The organism is Shewanella sp. SM29 (genome assembly GCF_025654245.1).
Classification (GTDB): domain Bacteria; phylum Pseudomonadota; class Gammaproteobacteria; order Enterobacterales; family Shewanellaceae; genus Shewanella; species Shewanella oncorhynchi.
Window position 1 is genome coordinate 45000 of the sequence record NZ_JAKKRN010000024.1, and the last position, 24413, is coordinate 69412.

Annotated in this window: 14 protein-coding genes; 11 read left to right on the forward strand and 3 right to left on the reverse strand. The window is 45.6% G+C overall.

Features of this window, described 5'->3' with window-relative positions; translation table 11 throughout:
• Positions 1 to 480: 480 nt before the first annotated feature.
• Positions 481 to 1362, reverse strand: coding sequence for a carboxylating nicotinate-nucleotide diphosphorylase (gene nadC, locus L5L77_RS15935; RefSeq protein ID WP_105250404.1), 882 nt, complete (start codon positions 1360 to 1362; stop codon positions 481 to 483).
• A gap of 258 nt (positions 1363 to 1620) precedes the next feature.
• On the opposite strand from nadC, the gene ampD reads away from it, so the two are divergent.
• The 9 genes from ampD (at position 1621) to L5L77_RS15980 (ending at position 19909) form a co-directional block, all read left to right on the forward strand.
• Positions 1621 to 2184 carry a 1,6-anhydro-N-acetylmuramyl-L-alanine amidase AmpD gene (gene ampD / locus L5L77_RS15940; RefSeq protein ID WP_263223091.1) on the forward strand — a complete coding sequence of 188 codons (564 nt, stop codon included), beginning with the start codon at positions 1621 to 1623 and terminating at the stop codon, positions 2182 to 2184.
• 81 nt (positions 2185 to 2265) lie between these two features.
• Positions 2266 to 3117: a beta-lactamase regulator AmpE gene (gene ampE / locus L5L77_RS15945; RefSeq protein ID WP_263169634.1), complete on the forward strand. Its 852-nt coding sequence runs from the start codon at positions 2266 to 2268 to the stop codon at positions 3115 to 3117.
• Positions 3118 to 3427: 310 nt separating this feature from the next.
• Positions 3428 to 4180: a pyruvate dehydrogenase complex transcriptional repressor PdhR gene (gene pdhR / locus L5L77_RS15950; RefSeq protein WP_105250401.1), complete on the forward strand. Its 753-nt coding sequence runs from the start codon at positions 3428 to 3430 to the stop codon at positions 4178 to 4180.
• 81 nt (positions 4181 to 4261) lie between these two features.
• A complete protein-coding gene (gene aceE, locus L5L77_RS15955) occupies positions 4262 to 6928 on the forward strand; it encodes a pyruvate dehydrogenase (acetyl-transferring), homodimeric type (protein ID WP_105250400.1) in 2667 nt (888 codons plus the stop codon).
• 12 nt (positions 6929 to 6940) lie between these two features.
• On the forward strand, positions 6941 to 8953 hold the full coding sequence (gene aceF, locus L5L77_RS15960) for a dihydrolipoyllysine-residue acetyltransferase (protein WP_263223093.1): 2013 nt from the start codon (positions 6941 to 6943) through the stop codon (positions 8951 to 8953).
• Positions 8954 to 9100: 147 nt separating this feature from the next.
• Positions 9101 to 10528: a dihydrolipoyl dehydrogenase gene (lpdA, locus tag L5L77_RS15965; protein ID WP_263223094.1), complete on the forward strand. Its 1428-nt coding sequence runs from the start codon at positions 9101 to 9103 to the stop codon at positions 10526 to 10528.
• A 139-nt stretch (positions 10529 to 10667) separates the two neighbouring features.
• Positions 10668 to 15140, forward strand: a complete 4473-nt coding sequence (locus L5L77_RS15970; protein ID WP_263223096.1) for an EAL domain-containing protein — start codon at positions 10668 to 10670, stop codon at positions 15138 to 15140.
• 281 nt (positions 15141 to 15421) lie between these two features.
• The gene (locus tag L5L77_RS15975; RefSeq protein ID WP_263142910.1) at positions 15422 to 17638 is read left to right on the forward strand and encodes a patatin-like phospholipase family protein; all 2217 of its coding nucleotides are present in this window, start codon (positions 15422 to 15424) and stop codon (positions 17636 to 17638) included.
• 228 nt (positions 17639 to 17866) lie between these two features.
• Complete coding sequence (locus L5L77_RS15980; protein ID WP_263223098.1) at positions 17867 to 19909, forward strand: M13 family metallopeptidase; 2043 nt, start codon at positions 17867 to 17869, stop codon at positions 19907 to 19909.
• A 102-nt stretch (positions 19910 to 20011) separates the two neighbouring features.
• On the opposite strand, the gene L5L77_RS15985 is transcribed toward L5L77_RS15980, so the two are convergent.
• Both L5L77_RS15985 and hxpB read right to left on the reverse strand, forming a co-directional pair.
• The gene (locus tag L5L77_RS15985; protein WP_263223100.1) at positions 20012 to 20332 is read right to left on the reverse strand and encodes a DUF2845 domain-containing protein; all 321 of its coding nucleotides are present in this window, start codon (positions 20330 to 20332) and stop codon (positions 20012 to 20014) included.
• Positions 20333 to 20427: 95 nt separating this feature from the next.
• A complete protein-coding gene (gene hxpB, locus L5L77_RS15990; protein ID WP_263223101.1) occupies positions 20428 to 21087 on the reverse strand; it encodes a hexitol phosphatase HxpB in 660 nt (219 codons plus the stop codon).
• Positions 21088 to 21521: 434 nt separating this feature from the next.
• Here hxpB and acnB point away from each other — a divergent pair, with 434 nt between their 5' ends.
• The gene (acnB, locus tag L5L77_RS15995) at positions 21522 to 24119 is read left to right on the forward strand and encodes a bifunctional aconitate hydratase 2/2-methylisocitrate dehydratase (protein ID WP_263143543.1); all 2598 of its coding nucleotides are present in this window, start codon (positions 21522 to 21524) and stop codon (positions 24117 to 24119) included.
• Between the two features lie 112 nt (positions 24120 to 24231).
• Positions 24232 to 24413 (forward strand): transposase domain-containing protein (locus L5L77_RS16000; protein WP_263140309.1); only part of this gene is annotated, 182 nt, incomplete at its 3' end.

A 24413-nucleotide genomic window follows, 5' to 3' on the forward strand; every position in this document is an offset into this window, starting at 1 on the left:
TTTCGGCAACCGCACCTTAGGCTAACGTTTTCAAAAATATGCCTCTCAAAAAACGTGAACTAGGCAATTTTAAAAAGAATCCCAGTGCTGACCTTAGGTGAGGTTGACCAAACGGCCATCTCGCCTTGGTAAAAGTTAGTACAAAGTTAGGTAAAAGGAAACAAAAATTAAGTATAAAGTACTAATAAAGTGTTGTTTTTGTATAAAAGTCTAACTTATCGACATGTTAGGTTATAACAACTTTTTGACAATATCAGTTTAGCTGGCGTGTCTTTCGATGTTGTCAAATTGGTGACATGAAATGGTGACGGGGTGGGGGAATCGTGAGGGTGAATGCTGAGTATGATAGTGCTGGCACGATTTCACATTTGGTTTGGAGGAGTCCTACAAAAAAATGCATTTCGCCTTAATATTTTATGAGTGGAATGTGCTTACGGTACTTTGCGAGAACATTCCACTACCAGCTAACATCCAGCGGTTTTAAGCTTTTAATCTGAGTGATAAATCTAAGGCGCGAACATGCTTAGTGAGTGCGCCAACTGAGATATAGTCCACCCCTGTTTTGGCGAATTCGGCTAAGGTATCTAAGGTGACATTACCAGAGACTTCGAGCTTAGCGCCGGCGCCTTTAGCTTTATATTGATTGTTCATTTCAACTGCTTCGACCATCTTAGTGATGTCGAAGTTATCTAACATTATGATATCTGTGCCAGAGTCGAGTGCTAAGGCGAGCTCTTCGAGTGACTCCACTTCGACTTCAACGGGTTTATTCGGGTACAAGCTGCGGGCGGTATCTACGGCTTGGCGAATACCGCCACAGGCCATAATGTGGTTTTCTTTAATCAAAAAAGCATCATATAAACCAATACGATGGTTTTTTCCGCCACCGCAGGTGACGGCATATTTTTGTGCCGTGCGTAGGCCTGGAATTGTCTTGCGAGTATCTAACAAACGAGTGTGAGTCCCCGCCAGTTTATCGACATAATGTTTGGTTAAGGTGGCAACACCAGAAAGTGTTTGGATAAAGTTCATTGCCGTGCGTTCGCCAGTGAGAATAGCGCGCGCAGGACCTGATAATTCACATAATAGCTGGTTGGGTAATACTAGATCGCCATCATCCACATGCCAATGCAGTGCGACTTCACCACCGAGTTGGTTAAAAACCTGCTCTGCCCATGCTTTACCACAAAAAACGCCTTCTTCACGGGTGATTAAAGTGGCTTCAGCGTACTTATCGGCGGGGATCAACATTGCTGTGATGTCGCCATAAGCGATGGCTTTGGTTTGATCGTTGATTTCGGTGCCACCTAAGTCTTCACTGAGGGCAGATTTTACTGATTGGCGGATATCGTTTTCTAACATAAGCGGAGTCCTTGCATTACGGCCTACTTGCATTTTAGGTTAAGATTACCACGGCCTTAGGTCTCACGGAACAGGTTGGAAGATTGAGCAAAAGGAGTAAGCTGCAGCCTTATTTAAATTGAGAGTGGATGGTTTGCTCCATGATCTCAATGTTAAAAGATAGCTCAGTCAGTAAGTTCCGTGCGCAGGGTTTCTTCTTTGCTTGGAGGAATACTGTTAGAGTAAGGCGGTATATGTGGCATAGAGGATAAGCTCATCATGCGGTTTGATTCGGGTTGGTGTGATAGTGCGAGGCGTTGTGAGTCGCCACATTTTAATCAACGTCCCTTGAATGAAGTGAGTTTGTTAGTGATCCACAATATTAGTCTGCCCGCAGGCTGCTTTGGATTACCTTACATTGATCAATTATTTCAAGGGTGTTTAGATACTAATGTCGATTCCAGCTTTGTACCGTTGCAGGGCTTGCAAGTGTCGGCGCACTTTTTGATCCGCCGCAATGGCGAGCGTGTCCAATATGTAAGCTGTAATGACAGGGCTTGGCATGCTGGGGTGTCTCGTTATGGTGAGAGAGAGAATTGTAATGATTTTTCCATTGGTATTGAACTGGAAGGCACAGATACTGAGCCTTACACTCCTGAGCAATATCAGTCACTCATCGAGTTAACACAAGCCCTACTGGTAGAATATCCATTGCTGAGTATTGAACGGATTGTGGGTCATTGTGATATTGCACCAATGCGGAAAACGGACCCAGGGCAAAGTTTTGATTGGGAAGGATATTTAGGCAAGTTAAAGGAATATACTCAGGCGTTGCGCCCTTAGTTAATCACTTAACTTTTTGGATTTTAGACGTATTCCATATAAACCTAGACTATTTATGGACAAATTATAGAGGTACAGCCCATGGCATTATTTTCACTCTTGGTCGCCATTTTAGTGGAGCGACTTAAATTTCTTCCTTCATCATGGCAATTTGATCGTTTACTGCAATCTTATCAGACAACATTTTTTGGTGATAAAGCGTCACTGACAAGCGTGATGATGGCGTTGGCGTTAGTGCTGCCAGCCTTGTTGGTATATGTTTTATCTTGGTTAGTGGCGGGAATGTTTTGGGGCTTATTAAGTTTAGCCCTATGGATTGTTGTGGCAGTGGTTTGTTTTAACCATCAGAAACAGCGTGATATTTTCAAAAAATATATGCAAGCGGCTTGTCGCTCAGATGTCCAAGCTTGTTACCATTATGCCGCCGAACTCGATTGTAGTGAGTGTTTAGATGCTGTATCCGAGAAAGACCTTGGTGCCAAAGTGGGTCAAAGTGTTGCTTGGATTAACTATCGTTATTATGGTGCCGTGGCGTTGTTTTTCATTTTTTTAGGTCCAGTCGGTGCTGTACTGTATTGCACTGTACGTTTTTATGCCGAAGAGAATGCCCGTAAATCCCTAGAGCTACCCTTAGTCAACGAAGTGATTACGCTACTGGATTGGTTACCGAGCCGGATTTTCGCCTTTGGTTATGCTTTAAGTGGTCAATTTAGTGAAGGTTTAGCGGCGTGGCGCCGTAATGGGTTGACCTTAAATGCGACCGCTCGCACTGTGGTTGCTGAAACGGCATTAGCGGCACAACCTTTACCTGAGGTCGCAAGTGCACCTATATGTGTACAATCAACCTTAGCATTATTAGTGCTCAGTAAACGTAACTTTACACTTATTGTTGCAATACTTTCATTACTGACCATTTTTGGATTGGTGAGTTAAAAGAAGGATGCTTCGTAGCTAGAATCGAGAACGCTTCGCTGCTAGGGCGTCGCTGTGCTCCTTCTAGTCTAGAACCTAGAATCTATCCGCTGCGCTTTTTGCAGCGCCTAGTAGGGCGAAGCCCGTGCTTTTGTCAAATGGTCTGACCCCATAAACATTTTTTTCCGCTATGCTCTCTCTTCGTGGGTGCTTTTGATCGAGATCGCTTTTAAGGAGTGATCTTCAATCTGGACATCAAAACGCTGATTTGATAAAGTGCTCTCACTCAAAAAAATTGGTAAGACCAATTTACAACGGAGCTGAGCGCCTGATGGCCTATAGTAAAATTAATCAGCCAAAAATTTCTGACGTGATCATGGCGCAATTAGAGCAAATGATCTTAGAGGGTAGTTTACAGCCCGGTCAGAAGTTACCGCCTGAACGCGAACTGGCGATCCAGTTTGAAGTGTCTCGACCTTCTTTGCGTGAAGCTATTCAAAAGCTTGAGGCAAAAGGACTGTTAATGCGCCGCCAAGGCGGTGGTACTTATGTCAAAGAACAACTCTGGCAGACCCTTGCTGATCCTATTGTTGAACTGATGAATTCAGATCCAGAGAGTCAGTACGACTTACTGGAGTTCCGCCATGCCACCGAAGGCATGATGGCCTATTTTGCGGCCCTGCGTGGTACCGACGCCGATATGCAGAATATCAAGCGTATGATCCTCGAGGTGGAAGCCGCCACCGATATCGAACAAAAAGCTGCTGCGATTGTGCGTTTTTATCGTGCTGTGGCGGAAGCGTCACATAACGTGGCTATGTTACACCTCGTTCTTAGTTTAACCCCTGTGCTGCATCAAAATGTGGCGCAAAACCTGGAGCTTTTAAGCCGCCGCGAAGAAGCTTCTACTATGGCTAACGATCACAGACGGGCCTTGCTCGCTGCCATCGTTCGTCGTGATCCCGATGCCGCCAGAGAAGCCTCGAATGAACACTTAAGTTACATCGAAGAGGTGATGTTATCTGTGCGGGAAGAAGATAGCCGGTTGCAGCGAAGCTTGCGCCGTTTAAAGAGTGGCGCTTAAGTTCTGTGATTTAGCTGCCAGCTAAATCGGAATATGCCGCAAACACCATTCATTATCATGTATATAGAGAAGGACAGTGTCATGTCTGAAGATATGCTACAAGACGTAGATCCGTTAGAGACTCAGGAATGGGTTGATGCCCTGCAAGCCGTGTTGGAACAGGAAGGCCCAGAGCGCGCGCATTTTTTACTAGAAAAGCTGATCGATAAAGCGCGTCGTAATGGCACTCACTTGCCTTATAACGCCACAACGGCTTACCTGAACACTATCCCTGCGGGTCAAGAGCCGCACATGCCTGGCAACCAAGAGATGGAACGTCGCATTCGCGCCATCATCCGTTGGAACGCTTTAGCTATGGTACTTCGTGGTTCTAAGAAAGATTTAGAATTAGGCGGCCATATTTCAAGCTTCGCCTCAAGCGCGACTATTTATGACGTATGTTTTAACCACTTCTTCCGCGCACCCAATGAAAAAGACGGTGGCGATTTAGTGTATTTCCAAGGCCATATCGCCCCTGGTATTTATGCGCGTTCATTCTTAGAAGGTCGCTTAAGCGAAGACCAACTGGCTAACTTCCGTCAAGAAGTGGATGGCAAGGGCCTGTCTTCATACCCACATCCAAAACTGATGCCGGATTACTGGCAATTCCCAACAGTTTCTATGGGCTTAGGTCCTATCCAAGCGATTTATCAGGCGCGTTTCCTGAAATATCTGACTGACCGTGGTCTGAAAGATTGTTCAGCACAAACCGTTTACTGTTTCTTAGGTGACGGTGAGTGTGATGAGCCAGAAGCTTTAGGTGCGATTGGTTTAGCGGCCCGTGAAGAATTAGATAACTTAGTCTTCATCGTTAACTGTAACTTACAGCGTCTTGATGGCCCTGTACGTGGTAACGGTAAGATCATCCAAGAACTTGAAGGCGAATTCCGCGGCGCAGGCTGGGAAGTCGTTAAAGTGATTTGGGGTCGTTACTGGGATCCATTATTGGCCCGTGACACTAGCGGTAAGTTACTGCAGTTAATGGAAGAAACCGTTGACGGTGAATACCAAAACTGTAAAGCCAAAGGTGGCGCTTATACTCGCGAACACTTCTTTGGTAAGTATCCTGAAACGGCCGAAATGGTGGCTAACATGTCAGATGATGACATTTGGCGCTTAAACCGTGGCGGTCATGATCCTGTGAAAGTGTACGCTGCCTTAGATCACGCACAAAAAACCAAAGGTCGCCCAACGGTGATTTTAGCCAAGACTGTAAAAGGTTACGGTTTAGGTGATGCGGGTGAAGGTAAAAACATCGCTCACAACGTGAAGAAAATGGGTATTGAGTCTATCCGTTACTTCCGCGATCGTTTCAATATTCCGATCCCAGATGACCAGTTAGAAGATCTGCCTTTCTATCACCCAGGTCCAGATTCTGAAGAAGTGAAGTACATGATGAGCCGTCGTGAAGCGCTGCATGGTAGCGTGCCACAACGTCGTCAAAAGTTCACCGAAGAGATGGAAGTGCCGTCACTGAAGATTTTCGATTCGATTTTACAGGGCTCTAACGGCCGTGAAATTTCATCGACTATGGCATTCGTTCGTGTTCTGACAGCTCTGCTGAAAGACAAGAAAATTGGCAAAAATATTGTGCCAATTATTCCTGACGAAGCTCGTACTTTCGGTATGGAAGGTTTGTTCCGTCAAGTGGGTATTTATGCTCACGAAGGCCAAAAATATATTCCGCAGGATTCTGACCAAGTTGCTTACTACCGTGAAGATAAAACCGGCCAAGTATTGCAAGAAGGGATTAACGAACTCGGCGCTATGTCTTCATGGGTATCAGCAGCGACGAGCTACTCAGTCAACGATACACCTATGATCCCGTTCTACATCTACTACTCAATGTTCGGTTTCCAACGTATTGGCGACATGGCTTGGGCTGCGGGTGATATGCGTGCTCGTGGTTTCTTAGTCGGTGGCACTTCAGGTCGTACAACGCTTAACGGCGAAGGTTTACAGCATCAAGACGGTCACAGCCACGTATTGGCGAACACTATCCCTAACTGTATTACTTACGATCCAACATACGGCTACGAAATCGCCGTTGTGGTACAAGATGGTATCCGTCGTATGTACGGCGAAAATCAAGAAGATATCTTCTACTACTTGACCACAATGAACGAAAACTATGAGCAACCAGCCATGCCAGAAGGCGCGGAAGTGGGCATAGTGAAAGGTATCTACAAGTTAGAAACGGTTGCGGGTTCAGGTAAAGGCAAAGTTCAGTTAATGAGCTGTGGCACTATCCTTGAACAAACTCGTAAAGCGGCGCAAGCACTGGCGAAAGACTTCGGTATTACTGCCGACGTATTTAGCGTAACTAGCTTCAACGAATTGACTCGCGATGGTCAAGCCGCTGAGCGTTGGAACATGCTGCACCCAACCGAAACGCCAAAACAAGCCTATATCAGCCAAGTGATTTCAAGTGATGCACCTGCAATCGTCGCGACTGACTATATGAAGATTTACGGCGAACAGTTACGTGCTTATATTCCTACCGATTACAAAGTGTTAGGTACTGACGGTTTCGGTCGTTCAGACAGCCGCGAGAATCTGCGTCACCACTTCGAAGTGGATGCTAAGTTCATCGTTATTGCGGCACTGAAATCACTGGTTGATCGCAAAGAGCTGCCTGTCGATGTGTTAGCAAAAGCCATTAAAGAATATGGTATCGACGCTGACAAGATCAATCCACAGTACGCGTAAGAGGCAATAAAAATGGCTGAATTAAAAGAAGTTTTTGTTCCTGATATCGGCGGCGATGAAGTGCAAGTGATCGAAATTTGTGTGGCTGTGGGTGATACCTTAGCTGCAGAAGAATCGATTCTTACCGTCGAAAGCGACAAGGCGACTATGGATATTCCAGCGCCTTTCGCCGGTGTTTTAGCCGAATTGAAAGTGGCTGTGGGCGATAAAGTATCTGAAGGTACTTTGATTGCTATGATGCAAGCGGCGGGCGCGGCAGCTGCCGCTCCGGCTCCAGTTGCAGCACCCGCTCAGGCGGCACCAGCATCTGCACCGGTTCAAGCGGCTCCAGCCCCTGTGGCTGCTGCTCCTGCGACGGGCGCAACCAAAGTGGTTGAAGTCACTGTACCTGATATCGGTGGCGACACTGATGTATCGGTTATCGAAGTCTTGGTTGCTGTCGGTGACAAGATTGAAGTTGATAGCGGTTTAATTACCCTAGAAACAGACAAAGCGACGATGGACGTGCCATCACCTTTCGCGGGTGTGGTTAAAGACGTTAAAGTTGCGGTTGGCGATAAAGTGTCGCAAGGCTCTTTAGTTATCATGCTTGAAGTGGGCGGCGCTGCACCTGCAGCAGCGCCAACCGTTGCTGCCCAAGCGGCTCCTGCCACTACGGTAGCGCCAGTCGCCGCAGCACCAGCTGCACCAGCGGCAAGTGTGGTTGCGGTAAAAGAAATTCAAGTGCCGGATATTGGCGATGCCAGCAATGTCGATGTGATTGAAGTGCTCGTGTCTGTCGGTGATGAAATCACTGCCGACCAAGGTTTGATCACCCTTGAAACTGACAAAGCCACCATGGAAGTGCCAGCGCCATTTGCCGGTAAACTGCTGTCTTTGACTGTTAAAGTGGGTGACAAGGTTTCTCAAGGTAGCGTCATTGCGACGATTGAGACTACTTCTGTTGCAACAGTAAGTGCGGGTGCAGCTCCAGCAGCGGTAGCTCAAGCTGCTGTTCCAGCTCCAGTGAGCGCTGCACCCGTTGCAGCCCCAACACCTGCAAGCCGTCCACCAGTACCCCATCACCCAAGCGCAGGTACACCTGTGTCTACTGGTGCGGTACATGCGTCTCCTGCGGTACGTCGTTTAGCCCGTGAGTTTGGTGTCGACTTGACCCAAGTGACAGGTTCTGGCCGTAAAGGTCGCATCATGAAAGAAGACGTACAGGCGTATGTGAAATACGAACTGTCGCGTCCGAAAGCGACTGCGGCAACTTCTGTTGGTTCAGGTAATGGCGGCGGTCTGCAAGTGATTGCAGCACCTAAAGTTGATTTCAGTAAGTTTGGTGAAGTGGAAGAGATTCCATTAAGCCGTATCCAGAAGATTTCTGGCCCTAACTTACACCGCAACTGGGTGACTATCCCTCACGTGACTCAGTTCGATGAAGCTGATATCACTGAAATGGAAGAGTTCCGCAAGCAGCAAAACGATGTAGCGGCGAAGAAAAAAGCCGATTACAAGATCACGCCTTTAGTGTTTATGCTGAAAGCTGTGGCTAAAACGTTGCAACAGTTCCCTGTGTTCAACTCGAGCTTAAGCTCTGATGGCGAATCACTGATCCAGAAAAAGTATTTCCACATCGGTGTGGCGGTTGATACGCCAAACGGTTTGGTTGTGCCAGTCGTGCGTGACGTGGATAAGAAAGGCATTATCGAGTTATCTCGTGAACTGGCTGATATCTCTATCCGTGCCCGTGATGGCAAGCTGAAATCTGCTGATATGCAAGGTAGCTGTTTCACCATTTCAAGTTTAGGTGGTATTGGCGGTACGGCGTTTACGCCTATCGTGAACTACCCAGACGTGGCGATTTTAGGTGTGTCTAAATCTGAAATTAAGCCTAAGTGGAATGGTAAAGAGTTCGAACCTAAATTGATGTTGCCGCTGTCACTGTCATACGATCACCGCGTGATCGATGGTGCCATGGCTGCACGTTTTAGCGTAACGCTGTCAGGAATTCTGTCCGATATTCGTACTTTGGTTCTGTAAGCATATAAGGCTGCTCATCTTGAGCAGCCTTTTGTTTATTGTGATCAGTATCAAACACAGGTTAAAATGCGCCCACCTTACGCGCTGGCGCATTTTCGGTTGGCAGGATAGCTCCTCCAACGGATTGAATGAGAATTAGAGGAAAACATGAGTAACGAAATCAAAACTCAGGTAGTGGTATTAGGTGCAGGTCCTGCAGGTTATTCTGCGGCTTTCCGTGCTGCTGACTTAGGTCTGGAAACCATCATAGTTGAACGTTTTAGCACTTTAGGTGGCGTGTGTCTTAACGTGGGTTGTATCCCATCTAAAGCCTTACTGCACGTTGCTAAAGTTATCGAAGAAGCCAAAGCGGTTGCCGCTCACGGCGTGGTCTTCGGCGAGCCAACTATCGATTTAGATAAGTTACGTGGCTTTAAAGAAAAAGTCATTGGCCAATTAACTGGCGGATTGGGCGGTATGTCCAAAATGCGTAAAGTTAACGTGGTTAACGGTTTTGGTAAATTCACTGGCCCTAACACGCTAGAAGTGGTTGCTGAAGATGGCACTGTGACTAAAGTGACTTTCGAGCAAGCGATCATTGCAGCGGGTTCTCGCCCAATCAAACTGCCATTTATTCCGCATGAAGATCCACGTATTTGGGATTCGACTGACGCATTAGAACTGAAAGAAGTTCCAGGCAAGTTGTTAGTGATGGGCGGCGGTATTATCGGTCTAGAAATGGGGACTGTGTACGCTTCTTTAGGCAGCCAAATCGACGTGGTTGAGATGTTCGACCAAGTGATCCCTGCGGCTGATAAAGATGTGGTTCGCGTATTTACTAAGCAAATCAAGAAGAAATTCAACCTGATCCTTGAAACTAAAGTCACAGCGGTCGAAGCCCGTGAAGACGGTATCTATGTTTCTATGGAAGGTAAGAGCGCGCCAACTGAAGCAGTTCGTTACGATGCCGTATTAGTGGCTATTGGCCGTGCACCTAATGGCAAGTCGTTAGATGCTGAAAAAGCAGGTGTTAACGTTGATGAGCGTGGCTTTATCAAGGTTGATAAGCAACTACGTACTAACGTACCGCACATCTATGCAATTGGTGACATCGTTGGTCAACCTATGTTGGCTCACAAAGGCGTGCACGAAGGCCATGTAGCGGCTGAAGTTATCGCTGGCATGAAGCACTACTTCGATCCAAAAGTCATCCCATCAATTGCTTACACTGACCCTGAAGTAGCTTGGGTTGGTCTGACTGAGAAAGAAGCGAAAGAGCAAGGTATTGCTTACGAAACCGCAACTTTCCCATGGGCTGCAAGTGGTCGTGCGATTGCGTCAGATTGCTCTGAGGGCATGACTAAGCTGATTTTCGACAAAGACACTCACCGCGTGATCGGTGGTGCTATTGTGGGTGTTAACGGCGGCGAGTTGTTGGGCGAAATCGGTCTAGCGATTGAAATGGGTTGTGATGCTGAAGATTTAGCATTAACCATTCACGCTCACCCAACACTGCACGAATCAGTAGGCTTAGCGGCTGAAATGTACGAAGGTTCTATTACTGATTTGCCAAACCCAAAGGCAAAGAAAAAGTAATTTAGCTGTCGATTAAAAAAGCGCTCACTTGAGCGCTTTTTTATTGCCTGTATTTTTTTGTAACTTTTATGTAAACAAGCGGATGAATTGAAGGGATTGAGCTGCTACAGTACAACTATGGTATGCGGTAAGTTGTCACATGCAAACAAAAATAATTAGAACAATTCTGACATGTTTCATCCTTTCACTGATTAGCGTCCATTCGGCTTGGGCGGGCGGCTTCGTGCAGCGTGTTTTTACCGATAGAGACGGTTTAGCTGTCACCAGCATCCGAGGTTTAGCCTTAGATGACTACGGTTTTGTATGGGCAGCTACTGAGCAGGGCTTGTATCGGGTCAGTAATTCTAAGGTGCGGCGCATTGATAAAATTGGCACGGAATCACGGCTTGCGGATGACTTTTTAACGACAGTGGTGAACATCGACCGAGACAAGTTATTGGTCAGTACCAATGCCGCGATTTACCTTTACGATATAGTACAAAATCAATTTACCGCGTTTGGTTCTCCCTATCTATTCCCGCAGTTTCCAGGTGGTGCGCTGATATCGGCAGCCCGCAAGAATAGCAAAACATGGCGATTATTAATTGATAATGGTCAGATCTATGAGTTTTCCCCTTCAAAGTCAGAACTTCGCCTTATCACTCAATTAGCTGTTAATCGCGACCTTCCTTGGCGCAAGTTATTGCTTATGCCCAATGGACACATGTTGGTTGCGGGGCAGTTGCAACTAGAGCTCCTCGACAACAAGGGCGAACGGCTATTTCAATACCCTTGGACCGAATCTATGGGCAGTATTCTCGATATGTTGGAGGATACTCAACATAGGATCTGGATTGCGACAGGGCGTGGTGTTTATCAATTAGATCAAATCGCTCATCAAATTACACCTGTGCCAGAATTACCCGATTGGAGCACAGCGATCATTGAAGATGCTAAAGGGTATTTGTGGTTTGCCAGTCGTATTGGCTTGTTAAAATGGTCGCCTGAGACGCGGTTGATTGAGAATTATCAGCAAGAGTTGAAGGCTGAGGCCAACATGGAAACGCTGAAAGCCATGTTGTTTGATGATGCAGGCTTGATGTGGGTTGGAGGCTCTGGTGATGGATTGGCATTGTTAGCGTCACCGCCTGATTTCATTCTTGATACTTATGCGGCAGATGAACCCTATCAGCTGAGCGATGCCATGACCTGGTCTGTACATGCCAGTGATGAAGGGGTTTGGCTCGGTTCTTCCAGTGTAGATTTTGTTGCTAAGGGCAGTAAAAAAGCGGTTAACATTCCGATTGAGGGGTTTAATCCCCACGAAAGTATTTATGATATTAGTGAGTTTGAGGACCATTATTTACTGATCTCAACAACCAGTGGTCTTTTTGTTATTGATAAAGAGACCTTGCAAGGAAGCAGTTTTTCTAAATGGACTCACGGTCAGGATGACTTTAAAAATAAGCTCATATATAAAACTTATCGGGATCCCAAACTGAAAGGACGCGTCTGGATTGCGACTACCACGGGACTCTATTTTTGGGAAATGGGACTCTATGAGCCCCAGCCATTTGATATTGATAAGTCATCGAACGAATTTGATGGCCCCAAGCGGCCTGTGATCCGCACTATTTATCGCAGCTCTGACGGTCGTCTTTGGGTTGGCGGTAAAAAAGTCTTTGGTTACATAGACAGTCAAAACGAGTTTCATGATCAACGGCACTTATTTAATGCTTTTGCGGCACAACCAACGATTAGCCATATTGAAGAAATGTCCCCGGGAATTATCTGGTTTGGTTCCTATGAAAAAGGTTTGTTTGAATATCAGCAGCAGACGGAATCGTTAGTTTCACTGACTTCCGAATGGCAATTAAATTGTAGTTCAGTGTTTTTTATTCAAAAGACCCCTAAGTCAAATCTTGTGGGTTGTGCTGATTCTTTGATTCGTCAGGATATTCAAACGGGCAATATCGCCATGTTTAATCAACTCGATGGTTTGATTTCCGATGAAATGAACGAGGGCGCTTATTTTTATTCGCCAAAAACAGGCTTTTACTTAGGAACACCTGAAGGTGTGATGCGACTCGATGTCAATAGGCTGGTCAATCGTATAACCGATGACCATGTGATGCTTGAATCTGTCTCTGTGTACTATAACAACACGACAGAAGTATCCTTGTTGCCGCGTAACCTGATGACCATCAAACCCGATGCGAATATGGTGAGTTTTCAAATCACTAACTTAGATTATCTCGATGATTCGCCAATCCAATTTAAATACCGATTACGTTATCAGGATGAAGATAGCCATTATGTCTTGTTGCAGGGGGAATCTCAGATCAACCTCGCAGGATTAGCTGCGGGTGGCTATGTGCTAGATATTTTGAGTCAAGTTAACGGGATATGGTCAGATAAGCCGTTCTCTTATCCTTTTTATGTTGAGCAGCATTGGTGGTTATCCCAAGGTTTTAAAGGTATTTTGCTGCTGTTATTTTCTATTATTGCTTTAAGTCTTGCTTGGTATCGACAACGACAGATCAATACCTTTAAGCAGATGAATCTGGCATTAACGGAGAGTGAGGACAGGTTAAGGCAGTCTTTGCGCGGCAGTGACTCAGATCTCTGGGAGTGGCATAAAAATACTCAGGCATTTCACCTTGATAATCGCGGTTCGGTGCTTGGTACACATGCTAATGAGATTGTGGTGAGCTTAGAGGATTTGCCAGTGCATCCGCAGGATAGGGAGAAAGCTCTCGCTCAGTGGGACAACATGATGGCGGGTGAGATTGACCGATTCGAGGCCGAATATCGCTATCAGCGTAAGGACGGTAATTGGGGATGGCTGAGGGTTAGAGGGCGGCCAGTTGCTCGCAATAAGCACTCAAATGAAATTGAACGGGTCGCGGGTATTTATAGCGATATTACTGTGCAACGCCAGCTAGAAGATGAAATTAATTTATTGGCGAAAGCGTTTGGCAATACCTCTGAAGGTGTGTTGATTTTAGATGTCGAAGGCGGTATTCGCGTTGCGAATTACGCTGCGCAACAAATTATTGGTATAGATTCTGACGACTTAGTCGGGCAACCATTTGCACAATTCGTACAGATGAATGACGGATTAGCATCGGAGATTAAGCAACTTCTCCGTGATAGTCAGTCTTGGACCGGAGAGCGGGAGTTAATCCGCGCCAATCAGCAACTTTGTCCTGTGTGGCTAAACGTGTCGGTGATGCAAAGCATTAACGGGAAAGTAACCCACTATGTGGTGGTATTTTCTGATATTACGGAGCGTAAACGTACTGAAGCCGATTTACGCCGTTTGGCTAATTACGATGTGCTTACTGGGTTGCCAAATCGCTCCTTATTTTCTAGCCGTCTATTACAGTCGATTCAAGCTGCGCAGCAAACAGGTGAGAAACTGGCGCTACTGTTTTTAGATCTCGATAGATTTAAGCATGTTAATGATTCCTATGGTCATAGCATGGGCGATGCACTGCTGGTCGAAGCATCAAGTCGACTGCAATCTTGTATTTCCAGCGAGCATTTACTCTGTCGTTTTGGTGGCGATGAATTTGTGATTTTACTCCGCAATGCAAACAGCATTGACGATATTAACCATGTCGCCGAGCGCCTGTTGGAGCAAATTGTCGCGCCTTTTAAGTTGTATGGTCGGGAATTTTATATTTCGACCAGTATAGGCATCAGTATTTGGCCCGACGATGCGGTGCAGCCTGAGGCTTTTATCAAGAATGCCGATCTTGCTATGTACCATGCCAAAGAAGAAGGGCGAGGCAATTTTCAATATTATTCCTCGGAGCGTAATGCTCAAGCCCTCTATCATTTACGGCTTGAAGCCGATTTACGCAAAGCTATAGAGCGGCAAGAGTTCGAGCTTTATTACCAGCCGCAAATTGATATTTTGCGTAATGATAGGCTCATAGGAATGGAGGCATTAATTCGCTGGAAACATCCGCAAGACGGATTTATTCGCCCCGATATTTTCATTAAAGTTGCTGAGGCCTGCGGTTTAATTGTTGATATTGACCGCTGGGTATTAAGACAAGCCTGTGTGCAGGGCGCCAATTGGACTAACCGCTATGGCTCGGGCTTTAAGTTGTCGGTTAATATTTCGGCGGTGCATTTTAGGCAGCCAGATTTTATTGAAGATATCCAAAGAATTTTACAAGAAACCCAAATGCCAACAGCATCTTTAGGATTAGAAATCACCGAAGGCGTATTGATGAAGGAGTTGCATGTCGCTAAAGACCATCTGACTCGATTGAAATCTTTGGGGATCGAGGTTGCCATCGATGACTTTGGTACTGGGTATTCTTCACTGGCTTATTTGCGTAATTTTGAGGTCAATACTCTAAAAATTGATCGCTCCTTTTTGATTGATATCGCCACTAATACCGCAGATCAGGCGATTGTGAGTAGTATTATTGAATTAGCCCGTAACCTTAAATTAAATGTGGTTGCTGAAGGGATTGAGACGGTTGAGCAGTTAGAGCAAGTCTTTAGCCGTGGCTGTTATATTATTCAAGGGTATTATTTTGCTAAACCTATGTGCGTTGATGATTTTGAGCGCTATTTAGAGACAGATAACAAAATCGTCTCTATTGATCATTAAGCTAGAAACATAGTCTATTATTGGCTCGCGAATACTTAATATTTGTATCGCTGATGGGTAATCGTCTGCACGATATAAGCCAGTGAGCTTGAGATGTAAACGTTATCGTCTTCAGTGGTGATGGATATTTTGTTTAGCGGTTTATTCAATTAAACTTCATCTTTTTGTATAAAGAGTACACAAACTTATCACTAGTCGGTCCAGATAAAATATGACTGACGGTTAAATCGATAAGTTTGTTAATATAACTCGGATTTTTATCCCATAAAAAGTAGCCTCACATGATGCGCCAACTACTCGCTTCTATTATTTTGTGTTTGTGTGTTACCCCGTCTTTGGCTGCAGAGCGCCTTAAAATTGGTGTCGTACTCAGTGGTGGTGGTGCTAAAGGCGCCGCCCACGTGGGCGTGCTTAAAATATTAGAAGAACATAACATCCCAGTCGATTATATCGCGGGCACCAGCATAGGCGCCTATGTCGCTGGCATGTATTCACTGGGTTACAGTGCGAGTGAAGTGGAAACTATCATGATGGGGGTCAACTGGGACAGTGGCTACTCGGACACCATACCGCGCAATATTTTGAGTTACAGGGATAAACAGTTACGCGACCGTTACAATATTCCATTAAACATTGGCTATAACGAAGGCCAAGTGAGGGCGCCAAGTGGTCTGCTACGTGGACAGACTATGTCACAACTTTTACGTCAGTCGACAGATCTGGTACAGCAATTTGGTCATTTTGATGATTTAGCCATTCCCTACCGAGCGGTTGCAACCGACTTAGAAACTAGCTTACCTGTGGTGATTAGTCACGGCAGTATGGTTAAAGCCATGCAAGCGTCTGCAACTGTACCTGGTGCACTTCAGCCCGCACAAATTGAAGGCAAGTTATTGGTCGATGGTGGTATTGCTAATAACATGCCCGTCGATGTGGTTAAGGCCATGGGAGCCGATATTATTATCGCCGTCGATATTGGCTCGCCTCTGGTCAAAAAAGATAAATTAGACAGTACTATCGCAGTGCTCGATCAGCTCTCTAATTTTTTGACCAATGCCAGCACTGAAAAACAAAAACAATTACTGACAGATAAAGATGTATTGATCCGACCCGCGATTGACGCCCTCAGCACCACTGATTTCACTATTATGCCGCTGGCATTAACCCTTGGAAAAGAAGCCGCTAATGGTCAGCTTTATAAGTTGAGCAGTATGAGCGTGAGCCCTGAGGAATATGCTGCCTACGTCGAGGCTAAAAAAGCCAAAGGTAAATTATTAATGGCGGATGTACGTCATCCCATTAATGAAATCGTATTTGAAAACCAATCTAAGGTGAGTTTGAATCTCTTGACGGAAACCTTGGATATTAAACCTGGGCAAGCTGTATCTAAAGACGAGCTTAATGAGGCGTTAAAGCGTATTTACTCCCTCAATAAATTTGAGCGTGTCGATGCTGAATTTGTAGAAGGTGAGGATGGCCGCATACTCACAGTCACCACTAAGGCTAAGTCTTGGGGGCCGAATTATTTCCAACTGGGCTTTAATTGGGAGGATGACTTTAATTCAGAATCTGCCATCAGTTTTGACATGGCTTATACCATGACCGATTTGACCTTTAATGGTGGCGAGTGGCGTAATGAGGTCAAACTCGGCATTGAAAAGTTGTTTGCAACTGAGTTCTATCAGCCTTTAGACAGGGACCAACAGTTCTTTAGCCGTGCCCGTTATCAATACGATACCCGTGATTGGGACTTATACGATAATAACAGTCGTATCTTAACCTTCGACAAGAAAACCCATACGATTGAATTAGGCATAGGTTATAACTACACCTTACAAGGGATGATTGAGTTAGGCTTAGTCGCAGAGAAGGGGTCGATAGTCAATGATGTTTGGTTAACGCAGGACTTAGATTTTAGTTCCTATGGTGCTTACTTTAGGTTCGGTTACGATAGCTTAGATAGCATTAGCTTTCCAACATCAGGTAATCGCGTAACCTTAAACGTCTACGTGCGTAATGAAGATTTCAATGACAGTATCGACGATAATCAAAACCAATTTAGCGTGCAAATAGAGGCCGACTGGAAAGGTGCCTTGAGTGTCGGTAACCACGCTTTTGTTGGTAAGGCATCGATTGCTACCAACAATAATGATGGTGTTAATACGCTGCATTTATCCGAATTGGGAGGATTCTTAAACCTGTCTGGTTACCATAAAGACTCAATTATGGGCGCACATAAAGTGTTTGGGGCCTTTATTTATCAATATGATCTCGGGCGTGATGCGCTAGGTATGACAGATTATCCTCTATACCTAGGTTGGAGTTTAGAGGCGGGGAATGTCTGGGACGAGCGCACTGACGTCACCCTGACCGATCTGATTTATGCATCGAGTCTTTATATCGGTACAGATACTTCCATGGGACCCGCGGCACTTGGTTTTGGGATCACAGATCTTGGCGATAAGTCTTTCTATTTATTTGTGGGTAAAAACTTCTAGTTTGAGATTGGTGTAAAGAACTTAAGGGCATGACTGAGGTTGTGCCCTTACTTTTTGGTCGATGGAAAAACCATAAGCGTCATCCCTATGGAAGTTATCTTGCCGAAATAGCTAAGAGTGTCGCTAAAGTGTCATATCCTTTTACAAAATCTTACTACTGTGAGGCGTGTCAAGATGCTAAGGTTTTGCGGGAAAAATAATAACTCTCAACGGAAGCTGGGGAAAACAATGAAGAAGATAAGCACACTGGCACTGAGTATCGCCTTGAGTTTAGGTTTAGCGGCTTGTAGTACTGAGCCTAAAACTGAAGCCGTCGCGGTGTCTGGCATTGAATTGCAAAACTTTGATGCCTCAGTTCGCCATCAAGATGATTTCTATTACAGCGTTAATGGAAAATGGTTGGCAAATACGCCTATTCCTGCTGACAAATCTAATTATGGCGCGTTTTCTGTGTTGTACGACCAAAGCCAAGATGCATTGAAGAAAATTATCGACGAAGCGGCCGCTAAAAAGAATCCTGCCGCAGGCTCGAATGAGCAGAAAATCGGTGATTTCAATGCTAGCTTTATGAATACCGATTTGCTTGAAACCTTAGGTGTTACTCCGCTTAAGCCATTGCTGGCCGATATCGCTGGCGCAAAAACGCACGCTGACTTACCCGCTGTTATGGGCAAATTACTGACGACGGGTTCTGGTATTCCTTTTGGTTTTTACGTCAATAATGACGCTAAAAACTCAACCCAGTATGCGGTGTATTTAAGCCAGTCAGGCCTCACGCTACCGGATCGTGATTATTACCTTAAAGATGACCCTAAATTTGCCGCTAATCGTCAAGCCATGGCCAAGTATGTGACAGACATACTGACCGAAGCGGGTTACAAGGATGCTAAACGCGCGGCTAAAAACGTCGCCGACATCGAAATGATGATCGCTAAAAGTCAGTGGAGCCGAGTCGAATCCCGTGATGCCAACAAGGCATACAACAAGTTAGATCGTGCTGAACTGCAAAAGTTAACCGGTCAATTCGATTTTAATGCCTTTGCTGCGAGTGCGGGCTTAGGCGATAAAGTGACTGAAGTGATCGTGCGTCAGCCCTCTTATTTTGAAAAACTCGGCGCCAGTTTCGAGACATTCCCTGTATCGGCTTGGCAGGATTATCTTGCGTTCCACTTAGTGGATAGCTACGCCGAGTTACTGAGTAAAAACTTTGTTGATTTGAACTTTGCCTTTAAGAGCAAAACCTTAATGGGTATCGAAGAGCAGCAGCCACGCTGGAAAAAAGCAGTTGATGGCGCCGACCAAGTGATTGGTGAGTTAGTGGGTGAAGAGTACGTTAAGCAATACTTCAAGCCAGAAGCTAAAGCACGCATGGAAACCATGATCAAAAACTTGATCAAAGGTTTTGAAGTCAGCATTAATGAACTTGAGTGGATGACGCCAGAAACCAAAGTCGCCGCCCAAGAAAAACTGGCTAAATTTACCTACAAAATTGGCTATCCAGATAAATGGAAAGATTACTCAGGTTTAGATATCAAGGCTGACGAGTTAGTCGGTAACTACATGCGTTACGCTCAGTTTGAATATCAAGATATGATCAACAAGCTAGGCAAGCCAATTGATCGGACCGAATGGGGCATGACACCACAAACGGTGAATGCTTATTACAGTCCAGTGAAAAACGAAATCGTCTTTCCTGCTGCGATTCTGCAACCGCCATTCTTTAATATGGATGCCGATGATGCCGTTAACTACGGTGGTATAGGTGCAGTGATCGGCCATGAAATTAGCCATGGTTTTGATGACCAAGGCGCTAAATACGATGGTGATGGCAACCTGCGTGATTGGTGGTCAGATAAAGACAGAGAAGAGTTCCAAAAACGCGGTAAGCAGTTGTCTGCCCAATACTCAGGTTATGAGGCAATGCCCGGCAAGTTTGTTAACGGTGATTTGACCTTAGGGGAGAACATCGGCGACTTAGGTGGTTTAACTGTAGCGGCACGTTCGTATTTGATGAGCCTTAACGGCAAACCTGCACCTGTGCTTGATGGTTTAACGGGCGAGCAACGCTTCTTTGTGGGTTGGTCGCAAGTATGGCGCCGTAATTACCGTGATGAAGAGCTGAGCCGTCGTTTGCTGACAGATCCGCATTCACCGAGCCATTATCGTGCCATGGGTACACCACGTAACGTGGAAGCCTTTTATAAGGCCTTCGAGATGAAAGAAGGCGATAAAATGTATTTAACACCAGATGAGCGTGTGAAAATTTGGTAATACATTCAGTAGATTGAAATAAGAAAAGCCAGACAATGTCTGGCTTTTTTATTGATGACCATAATCTATGATGCTGCCGATTAATGTCCATAACCTAAGGATTCAATTTTTTGTGACTTTATTATCAGTGGCATATAGGCGACGCATTAAGCGTGTTGGTCCAAAGTCATAGGTCCATTCTTGATACTCAGTTGGCAACTTGCTGGGATCGATCACCCTGTCTCCGTTAGCGTTGAGATAAGTCGCGGGCAAACTGTATTCTCGAATATCACTGGACGAGCCGCATTTATCCTGCACAGTCGTTAAAGTATCGCCCGTATTGATCACTTGTTGTTTACAGTGCATGGTCTCACCTGCACTAGCGGGTAAACAGGTGGACATGAGTATTAAACCCATGGGCAGTATTAAGGATAGGTACTTCACATTGCATTCCTTCTGGTGCATACACCATTCTGGCATTTATCCGTAGGGCAAAGACTAAGCTTATCCGCCCTGCAGAAACTCGGTGTGTTGTGACGTTATTTCGCCAAAATTGTTGCTAATGCCAACAAACTCTCGGCCTGATGATGGGCGATAATCCATTTAGCATCGCCTCTTTGTTCTGGCGCAGGGATCGCGACCGTTTGCATGTTGGCTGCTCTGGCGGCAATTAAGCCGTTAAAGGAATCTTCGATGGCAAGACAACAACGGGGATCAACATCTAACGCCTTAGCGCAATTCAAATAAACTTCTGGGTGGGGTTTGCCATAGATTAGGTGTTCAGCCGATTCTATCGCCATAAACTTTTCACTGAGATCTAACTTCGTTAATACTGCTTGGATAATGGTGTTTGGGGATGAAGTCGCTAAGCCGATTTTAAGGCCAAGCGCTTGGCAGTGGTCAATCGTTTCGTAAACGCCCAGCATAGCTTCGCCGCTAACCAGAATTTCATTTGCAACTTTATCAACAATCGTTTGGCTGACCTTGGCATTATCATAGTGTGGCCAAGGTGCCTTGTGGTACCAATAATCGACGCATTGATCGATGCGTAAGCCCGTGGTTTGTTGAATCGTCTCTACCGTCACTGGCACGCCGAGTGCGGATAACACTTCATACTCGACTCGTTGCCATAGGGGTTCTGAATCGATTAAAACGCCATCCATATCAAAAATAACGGCTTGAATGCTAAGGGATGTCATTGGTACTCCGATGGACTAAGGAAATAACTGAGATATGCAGTAAATTAAGCCTGAGTGTAAGTTCTCGCACTGCATCTTAAAAGCCAAAATGCAGCAAGATGAGAAAAATTTATACCTATTTGCTCTCTGACACGGAAAATTGCTTGTTCGATTTAAAATTAATGAAACATTGTTAACTATTTGTAGTGTATGGTTTTTTGTCTGTTTTCAAACTATTGTCTAATTTCACTTGTTTTAATCTTCCCGTAAGTTGGCATTCGCCGCCGGATTTAGTCCTTATTTCGCTTTTTGCCGAGTGTGACCTGATTCATACTTTTGCAAAGCTGTAGTATACTGCAGGCCGGAAATACGGGTCGATCATGTCGGACTGTCAGCTTCAATTAAGAAGACGTGCAGTTTCGTTGTTAGAGCGCCAAACAAAGAGGAATGTTGCCGTGCTAGAAGCATATCGTAAACACGTCGCAGAACGTGCTGCAGAGGGCGTAGTCCCTAAGCCATTAGATGCACATCAAGTGGCTGAACTGGTTAAGTTAGTTCAAAACCCACCCGCAGGTGAAGAGGCTTTCGTTCTCGACCTGCTTGAAAATCGAATTCCCCCAGGTGTTGATGAAGCCGCTTACGTTAAGGCTGCTTTTTTAGATGCGGTTGCCAAAGGCACTGAGAAATCACCGATTCTGTCTGCTGAGCGTGCTACTGAGTTATTAGGCACAATGCAAGGCGGCTACAACATCGAACCTCTGATCGCGCAGCTGGATAATCCAGCGTTAGCACCTTTAGCCGTTAAAGCGTTATCTCACACTCTGCTGATGTTTGATTCTTTCCACGATGTGGTTGAGAAGATGGAAGCGGGCAATGAGTTTGCAAAGCAAGTGGTTGAAGCGTGGGCGAATGCAGATTGGTATTTAAGCCGTCCAAAACTGGCCGACAAAGTCACTCTGACAGTATTTAAAGTCTCTGGTGAAACCAACACCGATGACTTGTCACCTGCACCAGATGCATGGTCACGTCCTGATATCCCATTGCACGCGTTAGCTATGCTGAAAAACGCCCGTGATGGTATCGAGCCTGATGTTGCTGGTGCCGTTGGCCCAGTGAAAAAAATCGAAGCATTAAAAGCACAAGGTCATCCATTAGTATATGTGGGTGACGTTGTGGGTACGGGTTCATCACGTAAATCTGCGACTAACTCAGTACTGTGGTTTATGGGCGATGATATTCCATTCGTACCTAACAAGCGCGCTGGCGGTTTCTGCCTTGGCGGTAAAATTGCACCGATTTTCTTCAACACTATGGAAGATGCGGGCGCACTGCCAATCGAGCTTGATGTGAACAAGATGGAAATGGGCGATGTGATTGACATCTACCCATACGCCGGTGTGGTTAAGCGTCACGATAGCGACGAAGTAATTTCAGAATTCAGCTTAAAAACGGAAGTCTTGTTAGACGAAGTTCGTGCTGGTGGTCGTATTCCATTGATCATCGGTCGTGGTTTAACTGACAAAGCCCGTGACGTATTAGGCTTAGGGTTATCTGACGTCTTTGTACGTTCTCAAGATGTCGCTGATACTGGCAAAGGTTATACACTTGCGCAGAAGATGGTCGGCAAAGCTTGTGGCGTAGCGGGTGTGCGTCCTGGTCAATACTGCGAGCCTAAGATGACGTCTGTCGGTTCACAAGACACGACAGGTCCTATGACCCGTGATGAGCTGAAAGATTTAGCTTGTTTAGGTTTCAGTGCTGATTTGACTATGCAGTCATTCTGTCACACTGCGGCTTATCCAAAGCCAGTGGATGTGAACACACATCATACTCTGCCTGATTTCATCATGAACCGCGGCGGTGTATCACTGCGTCCAGGTGACGGTGTTATCCACTCGTGGTTAAACCGTATGCTGCTACCAGATACCGTTGGTACGGGTGGTGACTCACATACGCGTTTCCCAATCGGTATTTCATTCCCAGCGGGTTCAGGCTTAGTAGCGTTTGCTGCTGCGACTGGCGTTATGCCACTCGACATGCCTGAATCCGTATTAGTGCGCTTCAAGGGCAAAATGCAACCGGGTATCACACTGCGTGATCTGGTTCATGCTATCCCATTAAAAGCCATTGAACTGGGCATGCTGACTGTTGAGAAGAAAGGTAAAGTAAACATCTTCTCTGGTCGAGTACTGGAAATCGAAGGTCTTGAAACCTTGAAAGTTGAACAAGCTTTCGAACTGTCTGATGCTTCAGCTGAGCGCTCTGCTGCTGGTTGTACCATCAAGTTAGACAAAGAACCTATCATTGAATACCTGAACTCAAACATCATCATGCTCAAGTGGATGATTGCTGAAGGTTATGGCGATCGTCGTACGATTGAACGTCGTATCAAAGGTATGCAAGAGTGGTTAGCCAATCCTGAGCTGATGAGCGCCGATAAAGATGCTGAGTACGCTGCAGTAATCGAAATCGACCTAAATGACATCAAAGAGCCAATCCTGTGTGCGCCAAACGATCCTGATGATGCCGTTTTACTGTCATCTGTTGCGCAAACTAAGATTGATGAAGTGTTCGTAGGTTCTTGTATGACCAACATCGGTCACTTCCGCGCAACTGGTAAGATGCTAGACAAGTTTGCTAAAACTCTGCCAACACGTCTGTGGATTGCACCACCGACTAAAATGGATAGAGATCAACTGACTGAAGAAGGCTACTACGCGATTTTTGGTCGTGTAGGCGCGCGCATCGAGATCCCAGGTTGTTCACTGTGTATGGGTAACCAAGCACGTGTAGCTGAAGGTTCAACTGTGGTATCGACTTCTACCCGTAACTTCCCTAACCGTTTAGGTACAGGTGCTAACGTTTACTTAGCCTCTGCTGAACTGGCTGCGGTTGCTGCACTGTTAGGTCGTCTGCCGTCACCTGAAGAATATCAAGAATACGCTAAAGAGTTAGACGCAACTGCGGCTGACACTTACCGTTATTTGAACTTCGACCAAATCGAGTCTTACACCCAAAAAGCATCGGAAGTGATCTTCCAGACTGCCGTGTAATCGATTGCCGTTAAGGTAACTTGATGTAAAAAGCCAGCGTAAGCTGTAATGCCGATCAGTTAAGACAGATCGCTTGACGATCTCGCTGAAAAGATCAAAATCCGATGACCTCATGTCATCGGATTTTTTTATGCAACTCTCAGAAGCACTCGCCCGTACTCATATTACCCGCCTAACCGAATTCACCTGCTTAGCAGATGTGTTAGAACCTGAGTTAATTCAATCTTGCCTAGACTCTCAGGGCGTTGCGACGTTAAGACGGCGTAAATTGCCGATGGACGCGATGATTTGGGC